13 protein-coding genes are annotated in these 17,127 nt (G+C 70.5%); 5 read left to right on the top strand and 8 right to left on the bottom strand.

Features of this window, described 5'->3' with window-relative positions; genetic code table 11:
- Positions 1-72 precede the first annotated feature (72 nt).
- On the top strand, positions 73-1,188 hold the full coding sequence (locus tag QMK30_RS03185) for an ADP-ribosylglycohydrolase family protein (RefSeq protein WP_283515563.1): 1,116 nt from the start codon (positions 73-75) through the stop codon (positions 1,186-1,188).
- A gap of 327 nt (positions 1,189-1,515) precedes the next feature.
- On the opposite strand, the gene QMK30_RS03180 is transcribed toward QMK30_RS03185, so the two are convergent.
- A complete protein-coding gene (locus tag QMK30_RS03180) occupies positions 1,516-2,298 on the bottom strand; it encodes an SDR family oxidoreductase (RefSeq protein WP_283515562.1) in 783 nt (260 codons plus the stop codon).
- Positions 2,299-2,383: 85 nt separating this feature from the next.
- On the opposite strand from QMK30_RS03180, the gene QMK30_RS03175 reads away from it, so the two are divergent.
- Positions 2,384-3,223, top strand: a complete 840-nt coding sequence (locus tag QMK30_RS03175; protein WP_283515561.1) for a hypothetical protein — start codon at positions 2,384-2,386, stop codon at positions 3,221-3,223.
- A 125-nt stretch (positions 3,224-3,348) separates the two neighbouring features.
- Here QMK30_RS03175 and QMK30_RS03170 read toward each other — a convergent pair whose 3' ends face one another.
- The 3 genes from QMK30_RS03170 to QMK30_RS03160 all read right to left on the bottom strand — a co-directional run bounded on the left by QMK30_RS03170 (position 3,349) and on the right by QMK30_RS03160 (position 5,642).
- Entirely contained in the window at positions 3,349-3,558 is a 210-nt protein-coding gene (locus tag QMK30_RS03170) for a DUF397 domain-containing protein (RefSeq protein ID WP_283515560.1), read from the bottom strand.
- Positions 3,559-3,766: 208 nt separating this feature from the next.
- A complete protein-coding gene (locus QMK30_RS03165) occupies positions 3,767-4,624 on the bottom strand; it encodes a helix-turn-helix domain-containing protein (protein ID WP_283515559.1) in 858 nt (285 codons plus the stop codon).
- A 283-nt stretch (positions 4,625-4,907) separates the two neighbouring features.
- Positions 4,908-5,642, bottom strand: coding sequence for a GOLPH3/VPS74 family protein (locus QMK30_RS03160; RefSeq protein ID WP_283515558.1), 735 nt, complete (start codon positions 5,640-5,642; stop codon positions 4,908-4,910).
- Positions 5,643-5,835: 193 nt separating this feature from the next.
- Here QMK30_RS03160 and QMK30_RS03155 point away from each other — a divergent pair, with 193 nt between their 5' ends.
- Together QMK30_RS03155 and QMK30_RS03150 are read left to right on the top strand one after the other, a co-directional pair.
- On the top strand, positions 5,836-8,577 hold the full coding sequence (locus tag QMK30_RS03155; protein WP_283515557.1) for a serine hydrolase: 2,742 nt from the start codon (positions 5,836-5,838) through the stop codon (positions 8,575-8,577).
- A gap of 327 nt (positions 8,578-8,904) precedes the next feature.
- Positions 8,905-10,377, top strand: coding sequence for a glycosyltransferase family 39 protein (locus QMK30_RS03150; protein WP_283515556.1), 1,473 nt, complete (start codon positions 8,905-8,907; stop codon positions 10,375-10,377).
- 27 nt (positions 10,378-10,404) lie between these two features.
- On the opposite strand, the gene QMK30_RS03145 is transcribed toward QMK30_RS03150, so the two are convergent.
- From QMK30_RS03145 to QMK30_RS03130, 4 genes are read right to left on the bottom strand one after another with little or no spacing between them, the layout of a single operon-like run.
- Positions 10,405-11,487 (bottom strand): C40 family peptidase, encoded by a 1,083-nt coding sequence (locus tag QMK30_RS03145; RefSeq protein WP_283515555.1) that lies wholly within the window; start codon positions 11,485-11,487, stop codon positions 10,405-10,407.
- A gap of 22 nt (positions 11,488-11,509) precedes the next feature.
- A complete protein-coding gene (locus QMK30_RS03140; protein WP_283515554.1) occupies positions 11,510-11,992 on the bottom strand; it encodes a poly-gamma-glutamate biosynthesis protein PgsC/CapC in 483 nt (160 codons plus the stop codon).
- Positions 11,989-13,548, bottom strand: coding sequence for a poly-gamma-glutamate synthase PgsB (gene pgsB, locus QMK30_RS03135; protein ID WP_283515553.1), 1,560 nt, complete (start codon positions 13,546-13,548; stop codon positions 11,989-11,991). The genes QMK30_RS03140 and pgsB overlap by 4 nt, the downstream gene beginning before the upstream one ends.
- Before the next feature lie 6 nt (positions 13,549-13,554).
- Entirely contained in the window at positions 13,555-15,783 is a 2,229-nt protein-coding gene (locus QMK30_RS03130; protein WP_283515552.1) for a HAMP domain-containing protein, read from the bottom strand.
- 543 nt (positions 15,784-16,326) lie between these two features.
- Here QMK30_RS03130 and QMK30_RS03125 point away from each other — a divergent pair.
- Positions 16,327-17,088, top strand: coding sequence for a hypothetical protein (locus tag QMK30_RS03125; protein ID WP_283515551.1), 762 nt, complete (start codon positions 16,327-16,329; stop codon positions 17,086-17,088).
- Positions 17,089-17,127 lie beyond the last annotated feature (39 nt).

The following is a 17,127-nucleotide window of genomic DNA, read 5'->3' as shown; positions in this document are numbered from 1 at the left end:
CCGCCCCCTGAACAGCGCGTTCCGGGTCGATTACAGTGCTGCGCCAGACGTCGTACGCGAAGGGCAGAAGCGGTGAGCGCAGCAGTCACAGCCGTGTGGGGCCGCACGGAGCAGCAGGACTTCCGCAGCAGGGTCCGCGGCTGTCTGCTCGGCGGCGCCGTCGGTGACGCGCTCGGTGCGGGCGTGGCCGCGCTCTCCCTCGACGAGATCCGGGCCGTCCACGGCGCGGACGCCGTCACCGGCCTCGTGCCCGCGTACGGCAGACGCGGCGCGGTCACCGCGGGCACCCAGCTGACCCTCTTCACCGTGGACGGGCTCATACGGGCGCAGGTGCGCCGCGACACCGGCGCCTGGCATCCGCCCACCGATGTGCACCGCGCACACCTGCGCTGGGCGGCCACCCAGAGCGACTGGGGCCCCGACGAGCGGCGCAAGGACAACGGGTGGCTCGCCTGCGAGGAGTGGCTGTACGTACGCCGTGACCCCTCCCGTGAGTGCCTCACGGGCCTCGCCGACGACGTCATGGGGACGCTGGAGAAGCCCAAGAACCCCACCGCCCGCGACTCCGGCGCCCTCACCCGCTCGGCGCCCTTCGGCCTGCTCGTCGGCTGGGAGCCACAACTGGTCTTCCAGCTCGCCGTCGAATGCGCGGCGCAGACCCACGGCCACCCCACGGCGTATCTCTCGGCCGGTGCGCTGGCCGTCATCGTGCACGGCCTGGCGCGCGGCGAGTCCCTCGACGCGTCCGTACAGCGCTCGCTCACCCAGCTCGCCGCGCGCCCCGGCCACCAGCCCGTCACCGACGCCCTCAAGCACGCGCTGGGCGCCGTACGCCAGGGCCTGCCCGCGCCCGCCCGCGTCGAGTCGCTGGGCGACGGCCGGACCGCCGAGGACGTCCTGGCGGTCGCCGTGTACTGCGCGCTCGTCGCCGAGGACATCCGCCACGGCCTGCGCCTGGCCGTCAACCACGGGGGCGCCTCAGCGGAGACCGGCGCGCTGTGCGGCAGCCTGCTGGGGGCGCTGCACGGGGAGACCGCGCTGCCACCCGCCTGGCTCGCGGAGATCGAGGGGCGCGGTACGACACTGGAACTCGCCGACGACTTCGCGATGGAGATGACCCAGGGCCCGGCGCTGCACGGCCCGGCGATCACGAACCCCGGCTGGCTGACGCGCTACCCGCGGGGCTGAACAGAGCTCGATCGCCGGGCCTGCTCAAGGATCGAGCGGGACCGGCGATCGCGAACATGGTGGCCGTAACGTTCTGTGGCGTGCGCCGTGTGTCAGTCCTTCGCGCCCTCGCGCCCCAGCACCTTCGCGGTCATGAGCGTGAACATAGATCAGAACGAAGAACACTTTTACCGTCTCTTGACCTACTTGGACAGCATCGTGAACGCGACGGCGGCCACACGATGGGCGGGCACTTCGGCAGACGCCAAGCACGCGGAAAGGCCGCACGGGATGCGGGTCCCGTGCGGCCGAGAAGAGGAGAGCGAGCCGCCTTGACCACTTCACGTGTCAGTGCATGAGTTCACCGGCGTTGACCAGCAGCGACTGGCCGGTGATGGAACGGGCGCGGTCGCAGGCCAGGAAGATCGCGGCCTGCGCCACATCCCCGTCCGTGGCCAGGTCGGGGAGTGCCATGCGTTCGGTCAGCCGGCCGAGTACCTCCGGCTCCGGCACCCCCTCGGTGTGCGCGGCGAACTGGACGTACGCCTGCACCGGTGGGCCCCACATCCAGCCGGGCAGCACCGTGTTCACCCGGATCCGGTGCGGCCCGAGCTCGCGGGCCATCGAGTACATCGCCGAGGTGAGCGCGCCTTTTGACGCCGCGTACGCCGCCTGTTCCACCTGGGACGGTGCGCAGATCGCGGACTGCGTCCCGATGATGACGACCGAGCCGCCGTGCGCCTTGAGGCCGGGCAGGCAGGCGCGCGTCATGCGCAGGGTGCCGAGCAGGTTGACGTCGATGACCTGCTGCCAGGTCGCGAAGTCCGCGTCCTGGAGACCGCCGAAATAGCCGTCCCGGGCAGCGACATGGACCACCGCGTCGATCCCGCCGAACCGCTCGTGGGCGAGCGCGGCCAGCGCCTCGCACTGCGCCTCGTCGGTGATGTCCGTCGAACGCCAGGCGGTGTGCCCGCCGTCCGGGTCGATCTCGGCGGCGGACTTGGCGAGGCTCCCCTCGGTGCGGGCGCCGAGCACGGCGTTGCCCCCGTCCCGGACGACGGCGGCGGCGACCTGATGGCCGAGCCCGGCGCCGACCCCCGACACGATGACGGTCTTCCCCTGAAGCAACATGCTCGCCTCCGGCCTCTGGCAGTTTGTCTGACGGGCCGTCAGAGTAGGTGCGTCCGCAGCCGGAAGGAAGGGAAGGGGAGCCACGATGAGTGAGCAGGCCCGCAGTGAGGTGTACGCCGAACTGGCCTCGGTCGGCCCGTACGGCGTACGCCCCGGCCATGCGCTGATCACCATGGTCGAGCCGCACCCGGGCCGCGAGCACGCGTACAACCGCTGGTACGAGGACGACCACTTCATCGCGGGCGCGATGGCCATGCCCTGGATGTACGCGGGCCGTCGCTGGGTCGCCACCCGCGAGCTGCAACTCCTGCGCTACCCAACGGAGTCGGCGGTGGCCGACCCGGTGACCGCCGGGTGCTACCTCTCCACGTACTGGATCACCGAGGGCCGCTACGACGAGCACATGAAGTGGACCGTCGGCATCAACAAGCGGCTGAACAGGGACGGCCGGGTCCATCAGGACCGTACGCACGTCTTCACGGCCTTCCAGGACCGTGAGGCCACGGTCTACCGCGACGGCGCCCATGGGCCCCGGGACTTCCACGCCCTCGACCACCCCTACCGGGGCCTGGTCCTCGAGGTCATCGACACGGAGAGCCCCGAACAGCGGGCGGAACTGCTCGACTGGCTGCGCTCGAAGCACCTGCCCGAGCGACTGGCGGGCTCACCGGCGGCGCTGGTGACGGTCTTCCGCCCGACGCCGCTGCCGGGCGACCGGATGACGTACGTGAAGCAGGTCGAGGGCGTCGACACCCGGCTGACCCTGCTCTGGTTCCTGGAGGCGGACCCGCGCGAGGAGTGGGAGGCGCGCTTCGGCGGCCTCGGCGACGAGGTGGCGGCCGCGGGGCTCGGGCGGGTGGAGCTGGTGGCGCCGTTCATTCCGACCCTGGTGGGGACGGACCGGTACGTCGACCAGTTGCGCTGAGACACGGGCCCGGTGGGGCTGCTCGGGACTCGGGCCCCGGGTTGCCGGCCGCATGGCCGAGCCCTCTCGGCCAGGACGGCGGGCCGGTCGAGAGGGCTCTCTTCAGTCGTGCTGGGTTGGGCGGCTCAGTCGAGGTCGAAGACGCCCTGGCCGACCCCACCGACGAACGCTGTCCAGGCACCGGGAACGAAGGTGATCGAGGGCCCCTCGACGACTTTCGAGTCACGCACCGCGATGGCGTGTGCGACCGGCGACTTGACCTCCACACATGCACCGTTGCCCCCGGAGTACGAGGACTTCGTCCAGATTTCCGTAGCGCCCTTAAGGATTGCCATGTTCGCTCCGATTTTGCTGGTCGGGGTATCTCGCCAATGTTCTTGATTGGCGTGATCGACGCTACTCGCCAACTTGCTTGCGTGAAGCGGTCATTCACCCGACCGGATGGCATATTCAGTTAGGGTCTTCCGCTACGGGGGAGCGACGGTGTACGGTGCCGGCGCTTCGCCCGGAAGTCGGGGTTCAGCCCGCTTCCGGGACCGGCTCTCAGCGCGCGTAATCCTTGGCGATGTCCGAGATGAACTGCCGCGACTGCTCCACATTCAGTGCCTGGGCGCGCAGATGCTCGTACATCACGCTGTATTTCTGGACGTCGTTCGCCTTCTCCAGATACAGGTCGCTGGTGACGCCCTCGATGTAGACCACGCTGGAGTCCGTGGCGTCCGGGAATTCCAGGATCGCGTAATGACCGCTGATCCCGGGGTGCGCGCCCAGGTCGAACGGCAGGATCTGGACGGTCACATGGGGCAGCTGCGACTGTTCCACCAGATTCTCCAGCTGGTCGCGCATCAGCTGTCTGTCGCCGACCACCCGGCGCAGGGCCGCCTCGTCGATGACGACCCACAGCCGCAACGGCGTCTCGGTCGCCTGGATGCGCTCCTGGCGGCGCAGTCTGACGTTGACGCGCTTCTCCACATCGGTGGCCACGGTCTCGGGCAGCGCGCCGGTGATGAGCGCCTCGGCGTACTGGGGCGTCTGGAGCAGTCCGGGGACGATCTGGGGGTCGAATACGCGCAGCGAGGCCGCGTCCGTCTCCAGGCCGATGTAGACGCTGTACGGGATGTCGCCGAAGGCGTGCCACCAGCCCTGCTGGCGGGAGTCCTTGGCCATTTGCATCAGCGAGTCGACGATCCGGTGGTCATCGACCTCGTACACACCGCACAGATCGCGTACGTCGCGCTGGCTGATGGAACGGCGGCCGTTCTCCAGGCGGCTGATCTTCGACTGGGAGACGAGCAGGCGCTCGGCCACTTCCTCGGCCGTCATGCCCTTGAGTTCGCGTAGCCGGCGCAACTCCTGGCCCAATCGACGTCGCCTGACAGTGGGGTTGACGTTGGCCGCCACGGGAACTGCACCTCCGGCTGAGTGCGCTTGTGCGTATGTCCTGCTTGCACGCTCTAATGCTCAGCAGACTGCCACCATTGTTCCTGGCCGCGCTGGAAAATGGCCACACGCGGTGCCGACGCGAACGCGCGGGGTGGCGGACCGGCCCTTGTCCAGACGGCCGGTCCACTACCCCGCGCGTTTTGGTGCGGCTCCCGAACCGGGCCATGGGGACGACGGTGCGGCGGTGGTTCATGGGTGTTGAGTGGTGGGTGTTGGGTACTGGGTGTTGGTTTCGCTGTCCTCAGTGCGCTGCGAAGTGCGCCATGCCACCGCGGCGTGACTGTGCTTGCGGTTGCATCGGGACGGCCGGTTGTGGTCGGCCACCCGTCGCCGGAGCACGGCGCGGCTGCGCGGCCACACCGTTCTGGACGTCCATCACGGCGTGCGCCACGAGACCGCCCATCGGGTCGTGCCTGATCAGGTCCCGGAGACGGGAGCGCGATGAACGCCCTTCGTTGCCGGGGTACAGGTGCTTGCCGAGTCCGACCGCGTGGGCCAGCGCGGCAAGCGCCGCGGTCCGCGGATCCGGCGGTACGCCGGTGCGGATCGCACTGTCCAGTCGAGACTTGATCTCCCGGCTGATCGCTGTCTGCGTCGCCTGGTAGCGAGTCGTCGGCAGCACTCCGCACATCTGTCCCGCCACGGCATGCACCATGCCGCATCGCTCAAGATGCGAGAGGTAAGTCTGGCGAAGCCCCAGTCGGGGTCCGCCGATCCAGTGGACGGCCCGAACCGGACTGCCACGCCTGCGCAGCAGCTCCAGTGCGGAGTCCAAGGTCGGATCTCCTGTCGGCCGTGCCATCACCACGGCGATACGATCCCCATCTGGGGCTATCCGTCCTGCCAGGGCCAGCTCTACTAGCTGGGCCCCGGCGAGGCCGAGGTCGAGCGACTGCGGCTGCGCTGTGGTACCCGTGGTCGGGTCCAGAGCGAGCAGCAAAAGCTCTTCCGGAAGTGATCTGCGGCTCTTGCCCATCCATGCCTCCCCGCGTGGATGATTGACAGAGTGACCCCTCTCACATTCATCTGTCGAGGGTGCGTGGGTGCTTCGTGATGGAACCGGCAGGTATGTCGTTCTCGTCTAGCGAGGCGGCCGGGGGTTCAGACAGGACACTGGTACATGGTTCGGACAGTGTCCGTATGCGCGGGCGCGTAATGAGGAGGCATCGGTGGCGGGCGAGTCCCCCGACAAGTCGGAGCAGCGGAAGTCGTCGGGGGAGACGGCTGAAAGCGAGCGCGACCCGAGGCTTGCAGTTTTCCGGGAACCGGCCTCTCGGCCGAAGCCGGACGACCGCGTTGATCAGCCGACGACGATTTTCAAGATGCCATCGAATCCGGAGGAGCCCGAGAGCTCCCCGGGCGGCGACGCACGGCTGCGAACGGCGGTGGCGGCCTGGGTCGCCACCGCGGACGAGCCGGACGAGCGGGTGGGTGACGCGGACGGTGCCGGTGCGGACGCGGGGGCCGAGGGCGGCTCCGCGAGCGGTCGCGGGGGTGCCGGTGGCGATGAGCCGCAGGCCGCCGACGCGGCCGACGACGACGAGCCGGCCGATGCCGACCCGGCCCCGGTCGCGGTCGCGGACGTCGACTCGGGCCCGGACGTGAACTCGAAATCCGACTCCGACTCCGCGACCGACTCGGTCTCCGACGCGGACTCGGAGGTCGCGTCGAGGGCCGAACTGGATGCCGACGCCGATGCCGGAGCAGCGCCGAAGGCGGGCGTTGACGGGCCGGCCGGTGCTGACGCGGGCTCGGGCTCGGATGCCGAACGGTCCGGTGGCGACGTTGCCGGGGGCTCAGCGGGCTCAGAGGGCTCCGAGAGCGACGCCGTTGGGGCCGCCAGCGCCTCCGAGGGCGACTCCGGGAGTGGCCGGGCGGCTGCCGATGCCGACGAGCCGAAGGCCGCCGAGACGGCCGAGGAGCCCGTCGAGCCCGATGGGTCCGGTGAGTCGGCCGGTGACGACTTGGCCCCGGTCGCGGACGCCGAGGGTGACCGAGCCGTGGTCGGCGGCGATGCGCCGTCCGGCGCGGGTGTCGACGCGACTTCGGATCGCGAAGCCCAAGCCGACGAGGCGCCGAAGGACGGTGCCGGCTCCAGTGCCGCGCCCGGCCGCGGGGACGAGCCGAAGGCCGATCCGGATTCCGATGCCGGATCCAGCCCCAGCCCCAGCCCCAGTTCCGATTCCAGCCCCAGCCCCAGTTTCGATTCCGATTCCGGAATCGGATCCGAGCGCCCCAAGTCGGGCGTGGATCAGCACACTGCCGTGTTCCGGGCTGTGCGGCCGGGCAGGCCCGTGGATCAGCCGACCACCGCGCTGAAGACCGTCAGGCCCTCCGCGCCGGTGGAGCCGCCGGAGTCCGCCGCCGAGCGCACCAGCACCTTCGTGCCGCTGAAGCCCGATGGCGTACGACAGGCTCCAGTGAGGAAGCCCGAGCAGAAGCCGGAGGGGTCCGCCCCGGTGGCCCCCGCGGCTCCGCCCGCGCCTCCCGCGCACCCCGTGGCCGCGCCAGCCGTGGCCGCGCACCCCGTGGCCGCGCACCCCGTGGCCGCGCCCGCCGCGGCCGCGCCCGCCGCGGCCCAGGCGATCCCGGAGGCCGAGCGGACCCGGCAGCAGCCGATGCCGCCCAGGCCGCCGCTCGACATGCTCGCCGAGCTCACGAACAAGCCCGCGCCGCCGGAGACGCCGACGCGGACCGCTGTGCGGCGGGTCAAGATCTGGACGCCGCTGCTGCTGCTCGTCGTGGTTCTCTTTGCGGTCGCACAGTTCCTGCGACCGCTCCCCGCACCCGCGCTCGCGCTGACCGCGGACCCGTCGTACACCTTCAAGGGCGGCTCGCTCGACATGCCGTGGCCCGAGACCGGCCAGTCGGCCGTCGAGGTGCAGGGCGTCGGGAGCATCGGTACGAACGGGGCGCAGAAATCCTCCCCGATCGCCAGTGTTGCCAAGGTCATGACGGCGTACGTGATCCTCAAGGAGCACCCGCTCAAGGGCAGGGAAGTCGGCCCGAAGATCACGGTGGACGCGCTCGCCGAGGAGCAGTCGAAGTCTCCCGACGAGTCGACCGCGCCGATCAAGGAAGGCCAGGAGTTCACCGAGAAGCAGATGCTTCAGTTGCTCATGATCCCTTCCGGGAACAACGCGGCGCGGCTGCTGGCCCGCTGGGACGCCAAGTCCGAGGACGCGTTCGTCAAGAAGATGAACGACACGGCCAAGGACCTCGGCATGAAGAACTCGACGTACACCGACCCGAGCGGCTTCGAGAAGACGACGGTGAGCACCGCGACCGATCAGCTGAAGCTGGCCAAGGCGGTCATGCAGTACGACGTGTTCCGCGGCATCGTCGATCTGCCCGAGGTCGAGATCCCCGGCATCGACGGCAAGATCTACAACAACAACAACATCCTGCTGAACCCGGGCGTGAGCGGCATCAAGACCGGCTCCACGACCCCGGCGGGCGGCAATCTCGTCTGGGCCGCCGACACGATCATCGACGGCAAGAAGCGCCGGATCGTCGGCGCGGTCATGGGTCAGCAGACCGATGGCACGCTCGACGCCAAGCTCCAACTGGCGCTCACCAACAGCCTGAAGCTGATCCAGGCCGCCCAGCGGGACGTCACCTCGGCCACGGTCGTGAAGAAGGGCGAGGTCGTCGGGTACATCGACGACGGGCTCGGCGGGCGGACGCCGGTCGTCGCGACCAAGGACCTGAAGGCGGTCGGCTGGCCAGGACTGAAGGTGGAACTGGCCATCTCCGACGGCGGGAAGACGCCGCCGCACGCCGCGAAGGCGGGCACGGAGGTCGGACAGCTGACCGTCGGCACCGGACCCGGCCAGGTCAAGGCGCCGGTCGCGCTCCAGAAGGACCTCGTGGAGCCGGCCTTCGGCGACAAGCTGACCCGGATCGGCTGACCCGCTGTGGTGGCAGCGGACCCTCGGAGCACACAGCCCCGGGGGTCCGCGCTCGTACGCTCGCCCCTTACGACCTCGGGGGCGATGGCGCGCGGGCTCCCGGCGTCCTGCGACTCCGCCTCCGGCGTTGTCGTCGGTCGACGACGCTCCGCGTCGCCCCCCTCCGCCTTGGACGCGAAGCCGTATGACGCGGCTCGCTGATCCACGCTCCATTGCCCCCGAGGTCGTTACTGTGGAGCGCCCCGCCGCACTCCATGACACGTGCGGAACTCGCGCCGCGCAGACACCAGAAGCTGCCCCTCACAGGAGTCCGTCATAGGTACCACGGTGAACGTCTCCGATGCCGTCGTCGCCGAACGTCGTGTCTGGACGTCCAAGACAGTGGCCGCGATGGCGCCGCTGACGCTGACGCTCGCCCTCGGGCTCTGGGGCATCAGCAGGCAGGGCAGCGTCTGGCGGGACGAGGTCGTCACGTACGACATGGCGCACCGCACGCTGCCCGAGCTGTGGCACACCCTGCAGAACTTCGACGCCGTGCACGGCCTGTACTACCTGTTCATGCACGGCCTGTTCGCCGTGTTCGGCGGGGACACGACCACCCTGCGGCTGCCGTCCGTGCTGGCGACGGCCGCTGCCGCCGCGGGGATCGGGCTGCTCGGGCACCGGTTCGCGGGGCCGCGGGCCGGGCTGTTCGCCGGGCTCGTCTTCCCCATGATCCCGGCGGTGCAGCAGTACGCGCAGGAGGGTCGCTCCTACGCGCTGGTGTGCGCGATGGTCACCTGGGCCACCTACCTCCTGGTGAACGCCGCTTCGCAGCCCACCCGGCGGCGCTGGATCGCCTACACGCTGGTGGCCCTGACGGCCTGCCTGCTGCACGAGTTCGCCGTACTGATGCTGACGGCGCACGGCGCGACGATGCTGCTCTCGGACGTGCCGCGCGAGGTGAAGCGGTCCTGGAGCGTGGCGGCCGCGTGCGTCGTCGCCGGGCTGGCCCCGCTCGCCGTCTTCAGCATGGGGCAGTCGGAGCAGGTCCGTTGGATCATGTGGCCCGACCCGGTACAGCTGGTGAGCTTCGTGATTCTCGCCGCCGTCGGCCTGCGCTGCGCGCGCGCCCCGGTGCGCGTCGGCGGCCCGATACGGCTGCGGACCATCGCGGTGCCGCTGCTGATCCTGCCGACGGTCGCACTGCTCCTGGCGTCCCAGCTCAAGCCGATGTACGTCGACCGGTACGTCCTGTATTACGTCATCGGGTTCGCGCTCCTCGTCGGGGCGGCGCTGGACCGGGCGTTCCGCCGCCCGCCCGAGGGACAGGCCCGGCTGCTGCGGCGCCGGATCTGGCTGCGTGCGCTGACGGTGTTGGCCGTTCTGGTGGCGGTGCTGCCGGTGGGGATGCACCTGCGGAGCCCGGCGAGCCGCGCGGACGACGCGACGGCGGTGACGCTGGCGGTGCGGGAGGCGGCGAAGCCCGGTGACGGGCTGCTGTTCACGCCGGCCCGGCGCCGGGTGTGGACGCTGGCCGAGCCGGAGCAGTTCCGGGCCTTCCCCGATCTGGCGCTGGCGAAGGTGGTGGACTCGTCGGACTCCCTGTACGGCGAGGAGATCTCCGCGCCCCGGATCCGGGCCCGGATGCTGGCCACCGAGCGCATCGTCGTGCTCGGTGACCCGGACGGGGATCCGGTGGACGAGACCCCGCAGGAGGTCGTCAAACGGACGACGCTGCGGGATCACTTCGAGCAGTGCAGCAGCCGGGAGGTCACCGGCGCGCGCGTCATGATTTACGCGCGGCCGGGGCGGTGCTGAGGGGCCGCCGCATCGCGCTCGCCGCGCCTACAGGCGCTTGGCGCTGCGCAGGGCGGTCGCGTAGTAGCCGTTGCCGTCCAGTCGCGAGGTGCCGCCCTTGTCGCCGATGGTCGGTCCGTTGACCTCTTCGCGGCTCGACACGAAGATCTTGTGACCGTCGGTGTCCTGGCCCATGTACATGCCGGCGTGGTCGAGCCGTTCCTTGGAGCGCGCGTCGAGCTTGAAGAAGACCAGGTCGCCGGGTTGCAGGACGTCGATGGACTTCGGCCGGCCCTCGGGCCCGACACCGGTCAGCCCGATGACGTCGGTGCCGAGGCTCTTGCGGGCCATGCCGTTGGCGGTGCGCGGCAGGCCGTCGCCGAGCTGGTCGGTGGCCGCCAGTGGGAAGCGGGCCCGGTAGCCCAGCACGGTCCGGATGAAGCCGGAGCAGTCCATGGAGCGGGCGCGGTTCGTCTCGGGCTGCACAGTGGTGCCGTTGCGGAAGGTGTACGGGATGCCCAGGTAGTCGTAGAAGTCGGACTCCTCCAGGCGGTAGTCGTTGCCCGGACCGCCGTTGGGGTTGATCGGGCCGAAGTCGGCGTCACCGGCGTACGAGATGCCCTCGTCGTCCTTCTTCACCGGGGCCTGGTCGACGTACTGGAAGGCGATCGCGAACAGGTCGTCCTCCTTGCTGCCGGAGAACTCCTTGAACCAGTCCTTGAACCACTTCTCCCGCTCGGCGCCTTTGCGCCACGGCTCCGGCATCAGCCGCACCCAGTTCTCGGTGACGACCCGCGACTTGGTGCCGGTGGGCTCCGCGAACGTGCGGCTGGGCCCGGTGAGCGTGGTGGTGCGGGCCCCGTCGGTGAATGTGGCCAGTACGTCGCCTCCCTTGCCGCGCAGCACCGTGCGGGCGGGGCTCTTCAGCCGCTCCCAGGTGTGCTCCCCGGAGCCGGGGTCGACGCCCCCGGACCGTAGGTCGGGCGTGTCGGTGACGGCCTGCACGGCGGGAGCCTTGGCCTGCTCCTCCTTGCGGAGTTCGACCGTGAGGTAGGCACTGCCGGCGAGCAGGGCTATCACGGTCGCGGCGTGCAGAACCGGACGGGGACCGCGCTTGGTCTTCGCACTCATGATGGGCAGACTCCGGGGTCGGTCAGGCGGACGGCAGGGCGCCGAGCAGGATTCCGGCGGTGAGCAGGACGTAGGCCATCAGCGTCACGGAGCCGGTGGCGAGGATCGTCGCGCCCTTGGGCTGGCGGACGAGCTGGTACGCGATCAGGCCCGGCACGATGAAGCCGAGTGTCTGGTTCGTGTACATCAGCGGGAACTCCAGCTGGAGCACGATCATCACGGTGGCCTGGAGGAGCACACCGATGAGGACCACTGTGGAGAACAGCCGCTTGCCGTAGAGGATCACCAGGCGCTGGACGAGCAGCGTCGTGACGTATGTCAGGACGGTGACGCCCACCACCATGGCGGCGCGCTGAAGATCCTCGACCAAGGTCAGGGCCAGCCAGCCTGGAGTGATCATCCCGCCCGGGGAGAGGTTGGTGGTCAGGTAGCAGACCAGCGAGAACATCAGGCCCACGGCGATGCCGATCGCGGCGATCTCGGGCGTGAGGACGGACGGGATCAACGGGGTTCTCCTGGATTCTGCTGCTGAGCCGGGGCGGGCGGTCTGACCGGCTCGAACATGCCGCGCGAGGGAGGGGGTCCGGCGGGTCCGGGCGGGGTTGCTTTGCCGGTGGGCTGCCGCGGGACGTGCGGCCAGGACACGCGCTGCTGTTCCTGCGGCACGGGCGGCCGGACGGCGCGCTGGGGCTGTTGGGGCTGGTAGCGCGTCTCGTACGTCGGAGAGTACGGCGTGTACGGGTCGATGTACGGCGTGTACTGCTGGAGGGCGAGCGTCTCGTCGTCCGTCGCGGGGGCGGCGGTCCGCGCGGCGGCCGGGGCCGGAGCGTGTGCGGCGGAAGCGCCGTCGCCCGGGGCGGGCGGAGGGTCGTCCGGCGTCTCGTCCGCGGGGAGTTCGGCGAGCTGTTCGAGCAGCAGCTCGCCCTGGCCGTGGATGTTGCCGATCGCGACGAGCGAGGAGTCGGGGCCCAGTTCGGCGAGCATCCGGCCCATGAACTCCCGCGGGTCGCGGCGGTCCCCGCCGAGGTCGACCGCGCAGTGCCGCCAGTCGGCCGGAATCGCGTCGATGGCACTCTTGGCCGGGTGCCCGATCACGAAGACCTTGTCCGGCTTGAGATCGGGGACGATGGTGCCCATCTGGCCGTTGCGCTCGACCCGGTCGGGACGGCAGTTGACGACGACGTTCAGCGGGCGGCTGATGGCGCCGACGTCGAGCAGCTGGTTGATGTTCATCAGCGTCGACTCCGGGTCGTTCGCCGCGAAGACATTCGCGAAGCGCAGCCGCTTGCCGTCCTCGGTGCGGTACCGCTCCACGGAGAGGACACCCGGGTCCGGAGGTGCGTCGTACATGCCGCGCAGCGCGGTCTCCCGCTCCACGCCGAGGAGTTCGGCGACGGTCAGCGCGATGGCGACGTTCTCCTTGAACGTGAACCAGCTGAAGCCGCGCAGCTCCTCGTCGGTGACGATCTCCGGGTCGGCGTACACCAGCCGGCAGTCGCGGGCGTCCGCCTCCTCCTGGAGGATGTGGAAGCGGTCCTTCTCGGCGGTGATGCAGATGCCGCCCTCCGGCATGGAGCGCGACAGGGAGCGCGCCACGTCGTCGAGGGTCGGGCCCATCTCGGCCAGGTGGTCCTCACGCACGTTGCACAGCACGCCGATCGTGGAGCGGATCAGCTTGCTCTGGTTGATCTCCTGGAGTGCGGGCATGACGGCCATGCACTCGATGACCAGCGCGTCCGGGTCGTACGCGGCGGCCCGCCTGACGATGCCGATCTGCTCCACCACGTTGGCGATGCCGAACTTGCGGTAGACGGGCTCCTCGGTGGCGTCCGGGTGGATGAACCTGGCCGCGGTGCCGGTGGTCTTGGCGACCGTGGTGAGGCCGCCGCCGCGCAGCGCGCCCGCGCACAGCCGGGTGATGGAGCTCTTGCCGCGGATGCCGTTGACCAGGACGCGGGACGGTATGCGCTCCAGGTTGGTGAAGTGCCGCCGCTGTTCGACGATGCCCGCGACCAGCAGGACGGCGCAGCACACCACGAGCACGGTGTAGAGGAAGAGCACGGCCGATCAGTTCCTTCCGACCAGAGCCGCGCCATCGCGCTTGCGCTGCTCCTGGAGTTGCTGCCGGACGAGTTCCAGGCTGCGGATGACGGCGCCCACCTCGTCGTGGTGGCGTGGATAGAGGATGGTGCGGCGGTCTCCGCCCGCCAGGGCCTCGGCCTGGTCGGCGAGGGCCCGCAGCGGCCGTACGACCACGATGAACAGCCAGCCCAGGCAGGCGGCGGCCGCGGTGAGGCCGAGCATCCCGGCGAGCACGGTGCGGTTCTGGAGGCTGTACTCGGGGATGTCGAGGCCGGATGCGGGCTGCCAGCTGACGGTGGTCCAGCCGAGCGGCTTCGCGGCGCCGCCGCCGACGAACGGGGCCGCCGCTGCGAGCTGCTGTCCGTTGTCGCCCCGGTAGAGGATGCCGCTGGGCCGCGGACTGTCGCCCTTCGGGTTGGCGTCCTGGACGAGGGCGTCGATCCGCGGCTCGGGCAGTTTCGCGAAGGCCTGGTAGCCCTTGTTGCTGCCGATGATCCGGCGCTCGGCGTCCACGACCCGGACCTGGCCGAGTCCGGGGCGCGAGAGCAGCGAGTTCAGGAAGCCGATACGGAACTCACCGACCACGGCCGCGCCGTCGCGGCCCGGGATCTCGGCGTACCCGGTGATGACGGGTTCCTTGGCCGAGTGGTCGAGCAGCGAGATCGGCTCGGTGCGCGGGCCCTTGCCCGCCGGGTGCCGGGGTTTCCCGCCGGTGCGGGCGAGCACCTCGCCGTCGGCGGACAGCACGTACAGCGACTCGTAGCGCAGGTGCTCGGCGCGGGTGCGTTCGAGCACGGTGGTCATGTCGCCCGGTGAGGTGCGGTCTCCGATGAGGGAGGCCACGGACAGCAGGTCGGCGTGACCCTCGTTGAGGGCGCGACGCACCCGGTCGGTGACGGTGTCGGTCCGTTCCCGCTGGTCGTTCACGAGCTGCTTGGGTACGACGGCGGTGGATTCGGCGCGATTGAGGAGCAGCAGCATCGGGCCCGACCAGGCCAGCAGCAGCGCGGCGCAGACGACGAGCAGGCCGCGGGCGCCGATCCGGCGCGGCCCGCGGGCGCGCCGGATCGGCGTGTCGGGCGCGCTCTCGCCGGTGAGCTGGCGGCGTAGTTGCTCCAGGGCATGGCCGATCCGGGCGGTCTCGCCGATGGCCGGGACGGTGACGGGCCGGGTCAGGTCGCCGCGCGTCAGCCTCCGGCTCTCCAGGAAGAGCCGGAGCAGGGGGCGCTGCACGGTGCCGAGCAGCAGGGCCACGGCCAGGATCCCGACGACGAGCAGGACGCCCGCGGTGAGGAGCCCGATGAGCGGCCGGGTGATCTGCCGGGGGTCCTCGGTCACATTGATCTGCGAGACGATCGTCAGCCCGAGGCTGGAGGCCGCGGTGCTCTCTCCTGCTTCGGGTGCCGCGAGGGTGGCGTGGCCGGCCACGGGCCGCTTGCCGTCGACCGGGTCCGCGGTCATGCTGCCGCTGACTCCGAGGAAGCCGCCCGATCCGGGCTCCTTGGTCTTCAGGGGGTGCTGCTCGGCCTTCTCGGCGGAGCGCTCGGCAAACGAACGCAGCTGCTTCTCGTGCTGTTTCGCCGCCTTTGGGTCCGGGCCGGAGCCGGCCTGCTGCGGTGTGAGGCCGCCGTCGCTGCTGAGCACCGTGCCCGCGGAGTCGACGACGGCGACGACCCGCGACTTCCCGAGGCTGACGCCGGGAACCTTCAGGCTGTTGGAGGCGATCAGCAGCTGCTGGGGCCGGTCCTTCCAGGACAGCAGGGCGAGGGTGAGCAATCGTGTCTCGCCGTTCTCCAGCCGTACCATCCGGGGAACGAGACCGTCCTCGGCGGAGAGTTTGCCGAGGTCCACGGCCGTCAGCGGCACGTTCTCGCCGCGGGTGGCCATCAGCTTGCCCGACTTGATCTCGACGATCGCGGTGCCGCGCCACTTCTGGTACACGCTGCCGAGCTTGTCCAGGACGGCGTCGGCGGAGACGGGAGCAGACGCGTTGAAGAGGGTCGCGGTGCGGTCGAGGTCGGTGACGCTCTCGTCCAGGGAGGCGCGCAGCGCGACGGCCCCGTCCTCGGCGAAGTGCTGCTGGGACGTCCGCACCGCCTCGGGGAGGGCTTCTTCGCCCGTCCTGCCGAGTGCGAGGGCGGTGATGCCCGCCAGGGAGACGAGCAGCGCCGACAGCACCGCGATGGGCGGGCGTATGCCACCCAGTAGCGACATATCGGCTCGCCGTCGAGCCTTATGCCGCCGCTTTGCGCGCGAAGCGGCCATGAGGGTCCCTCTTCCTGGACATTTCTGATCGGAGCGGTCGCGTGAAGCGCGATGCGCGCATACATCCGACCGAAAGATGATGACTGATGACTGCCGTGAAGGTTTGTGCCGAATCGGCGAGACGCGATGTGAAGTGCGTCCTGGCCGGGTCAGCCAGGCGGCTCCGGCGGCGCACCGGCCGCGTCCGGGAGGCCGCGACCCGCCGACGCCGGTGGTCCCGCCGCTGCCGCAAGGGCGGGAGCGGCAGCGCGGGGCAGGGCGGGCGGGCGGGAAGATTTTGGCACAGTGATATTTTCACCGCTTATGACGTCGATCCTGACCACGAAGATGACTATTTTGACAACTTTTCTGGTCGGGTCGGTGATTGGGGCGGGAGTTGTTCTCACCGCACTCACACAAGATGACATTCCCGCCGAAACGCGCAAAAGGCCTGTTCCTTCCCATGTCGGGGTCGATCTGGAGCGCCGTATCACCGCCTTCACGTCCGGCACGGTGGCCGAAGCCGCCTACCGGCCGCCGCGCCGGGTGGAGCGGCGCACGGTCGCCGAAGGCGTCGGACTGCTTGCCGACGGGCGGCGGAAGGAGGCGGACCGCAAGCTCGCCGAGGTCGATTTCGGGGTGCGCACGCTGACGGACACCGCCACCGGCCGGAGATTCGCCGAGGTCGCCGATCTGGCCGGGGAGGACACCCGCGGCTGGGGGCGGGTGTACGTAGCCCTCGATGGCCCGGCCCGCTGGTCGGTACAGGTGCCGCACCCGGTCGCCGACGCCGACAGCGAGAAGCTCGGGGCAGGCGTGCTGACCGCCGCGCCCGGCGGCGTCATGGTGCTGGCCGGTGCGCACCGCAGGGCGGGCGAGGACGACGCCGCGGATGTGGCCCACCGCCGCGAAACGGTCTTCCACGCGGTCTGCGCCGAGCTCGCCGGCCGCGGGCTGCCCGGCGTCCAGCTGCACGGGTTCTCCGACCGCACCGAATCGGACTTCGACGTGATCACCGCGACGGGCGCGGGCGCCGAGGGCCGCGAGGACGCCCGCAGGCTGGCCCGCGAACTGGACAAGCGGGGATTCGACGTGTGCCGGGCCTGGGCGCGCAAGTGCGTGCTGGAGGGTCGGACGAACGAGCAGGGGCGGCTCGCCGCCGATGAGGAGGTGCCGTTCCTGCATGCCGAGTTCAGCCGCTCGGTGCGGTCCGACGAAAAGCGGATCGGCCGGGCGGTGGCGTCGCTGCGGACCGTGGTCGCCCGGTGGGCGTGAGGGGCCCCTAGGGTGTGCCGTTCGGCTCGGGCCGGGCTC

Origin of the sequence: Streptomyces sp. H27-C3 (assembly GCF_030063415.1) — a bacterium.
Classification (GTDB): Bacteria; Actinomycetota; Actinomycetes; order Streptomycetales; family Streptomycetaceae; genus Streptomyces.
This window is presented reverse-complemented; position numbering and strand designations above follow the sequence as displayed.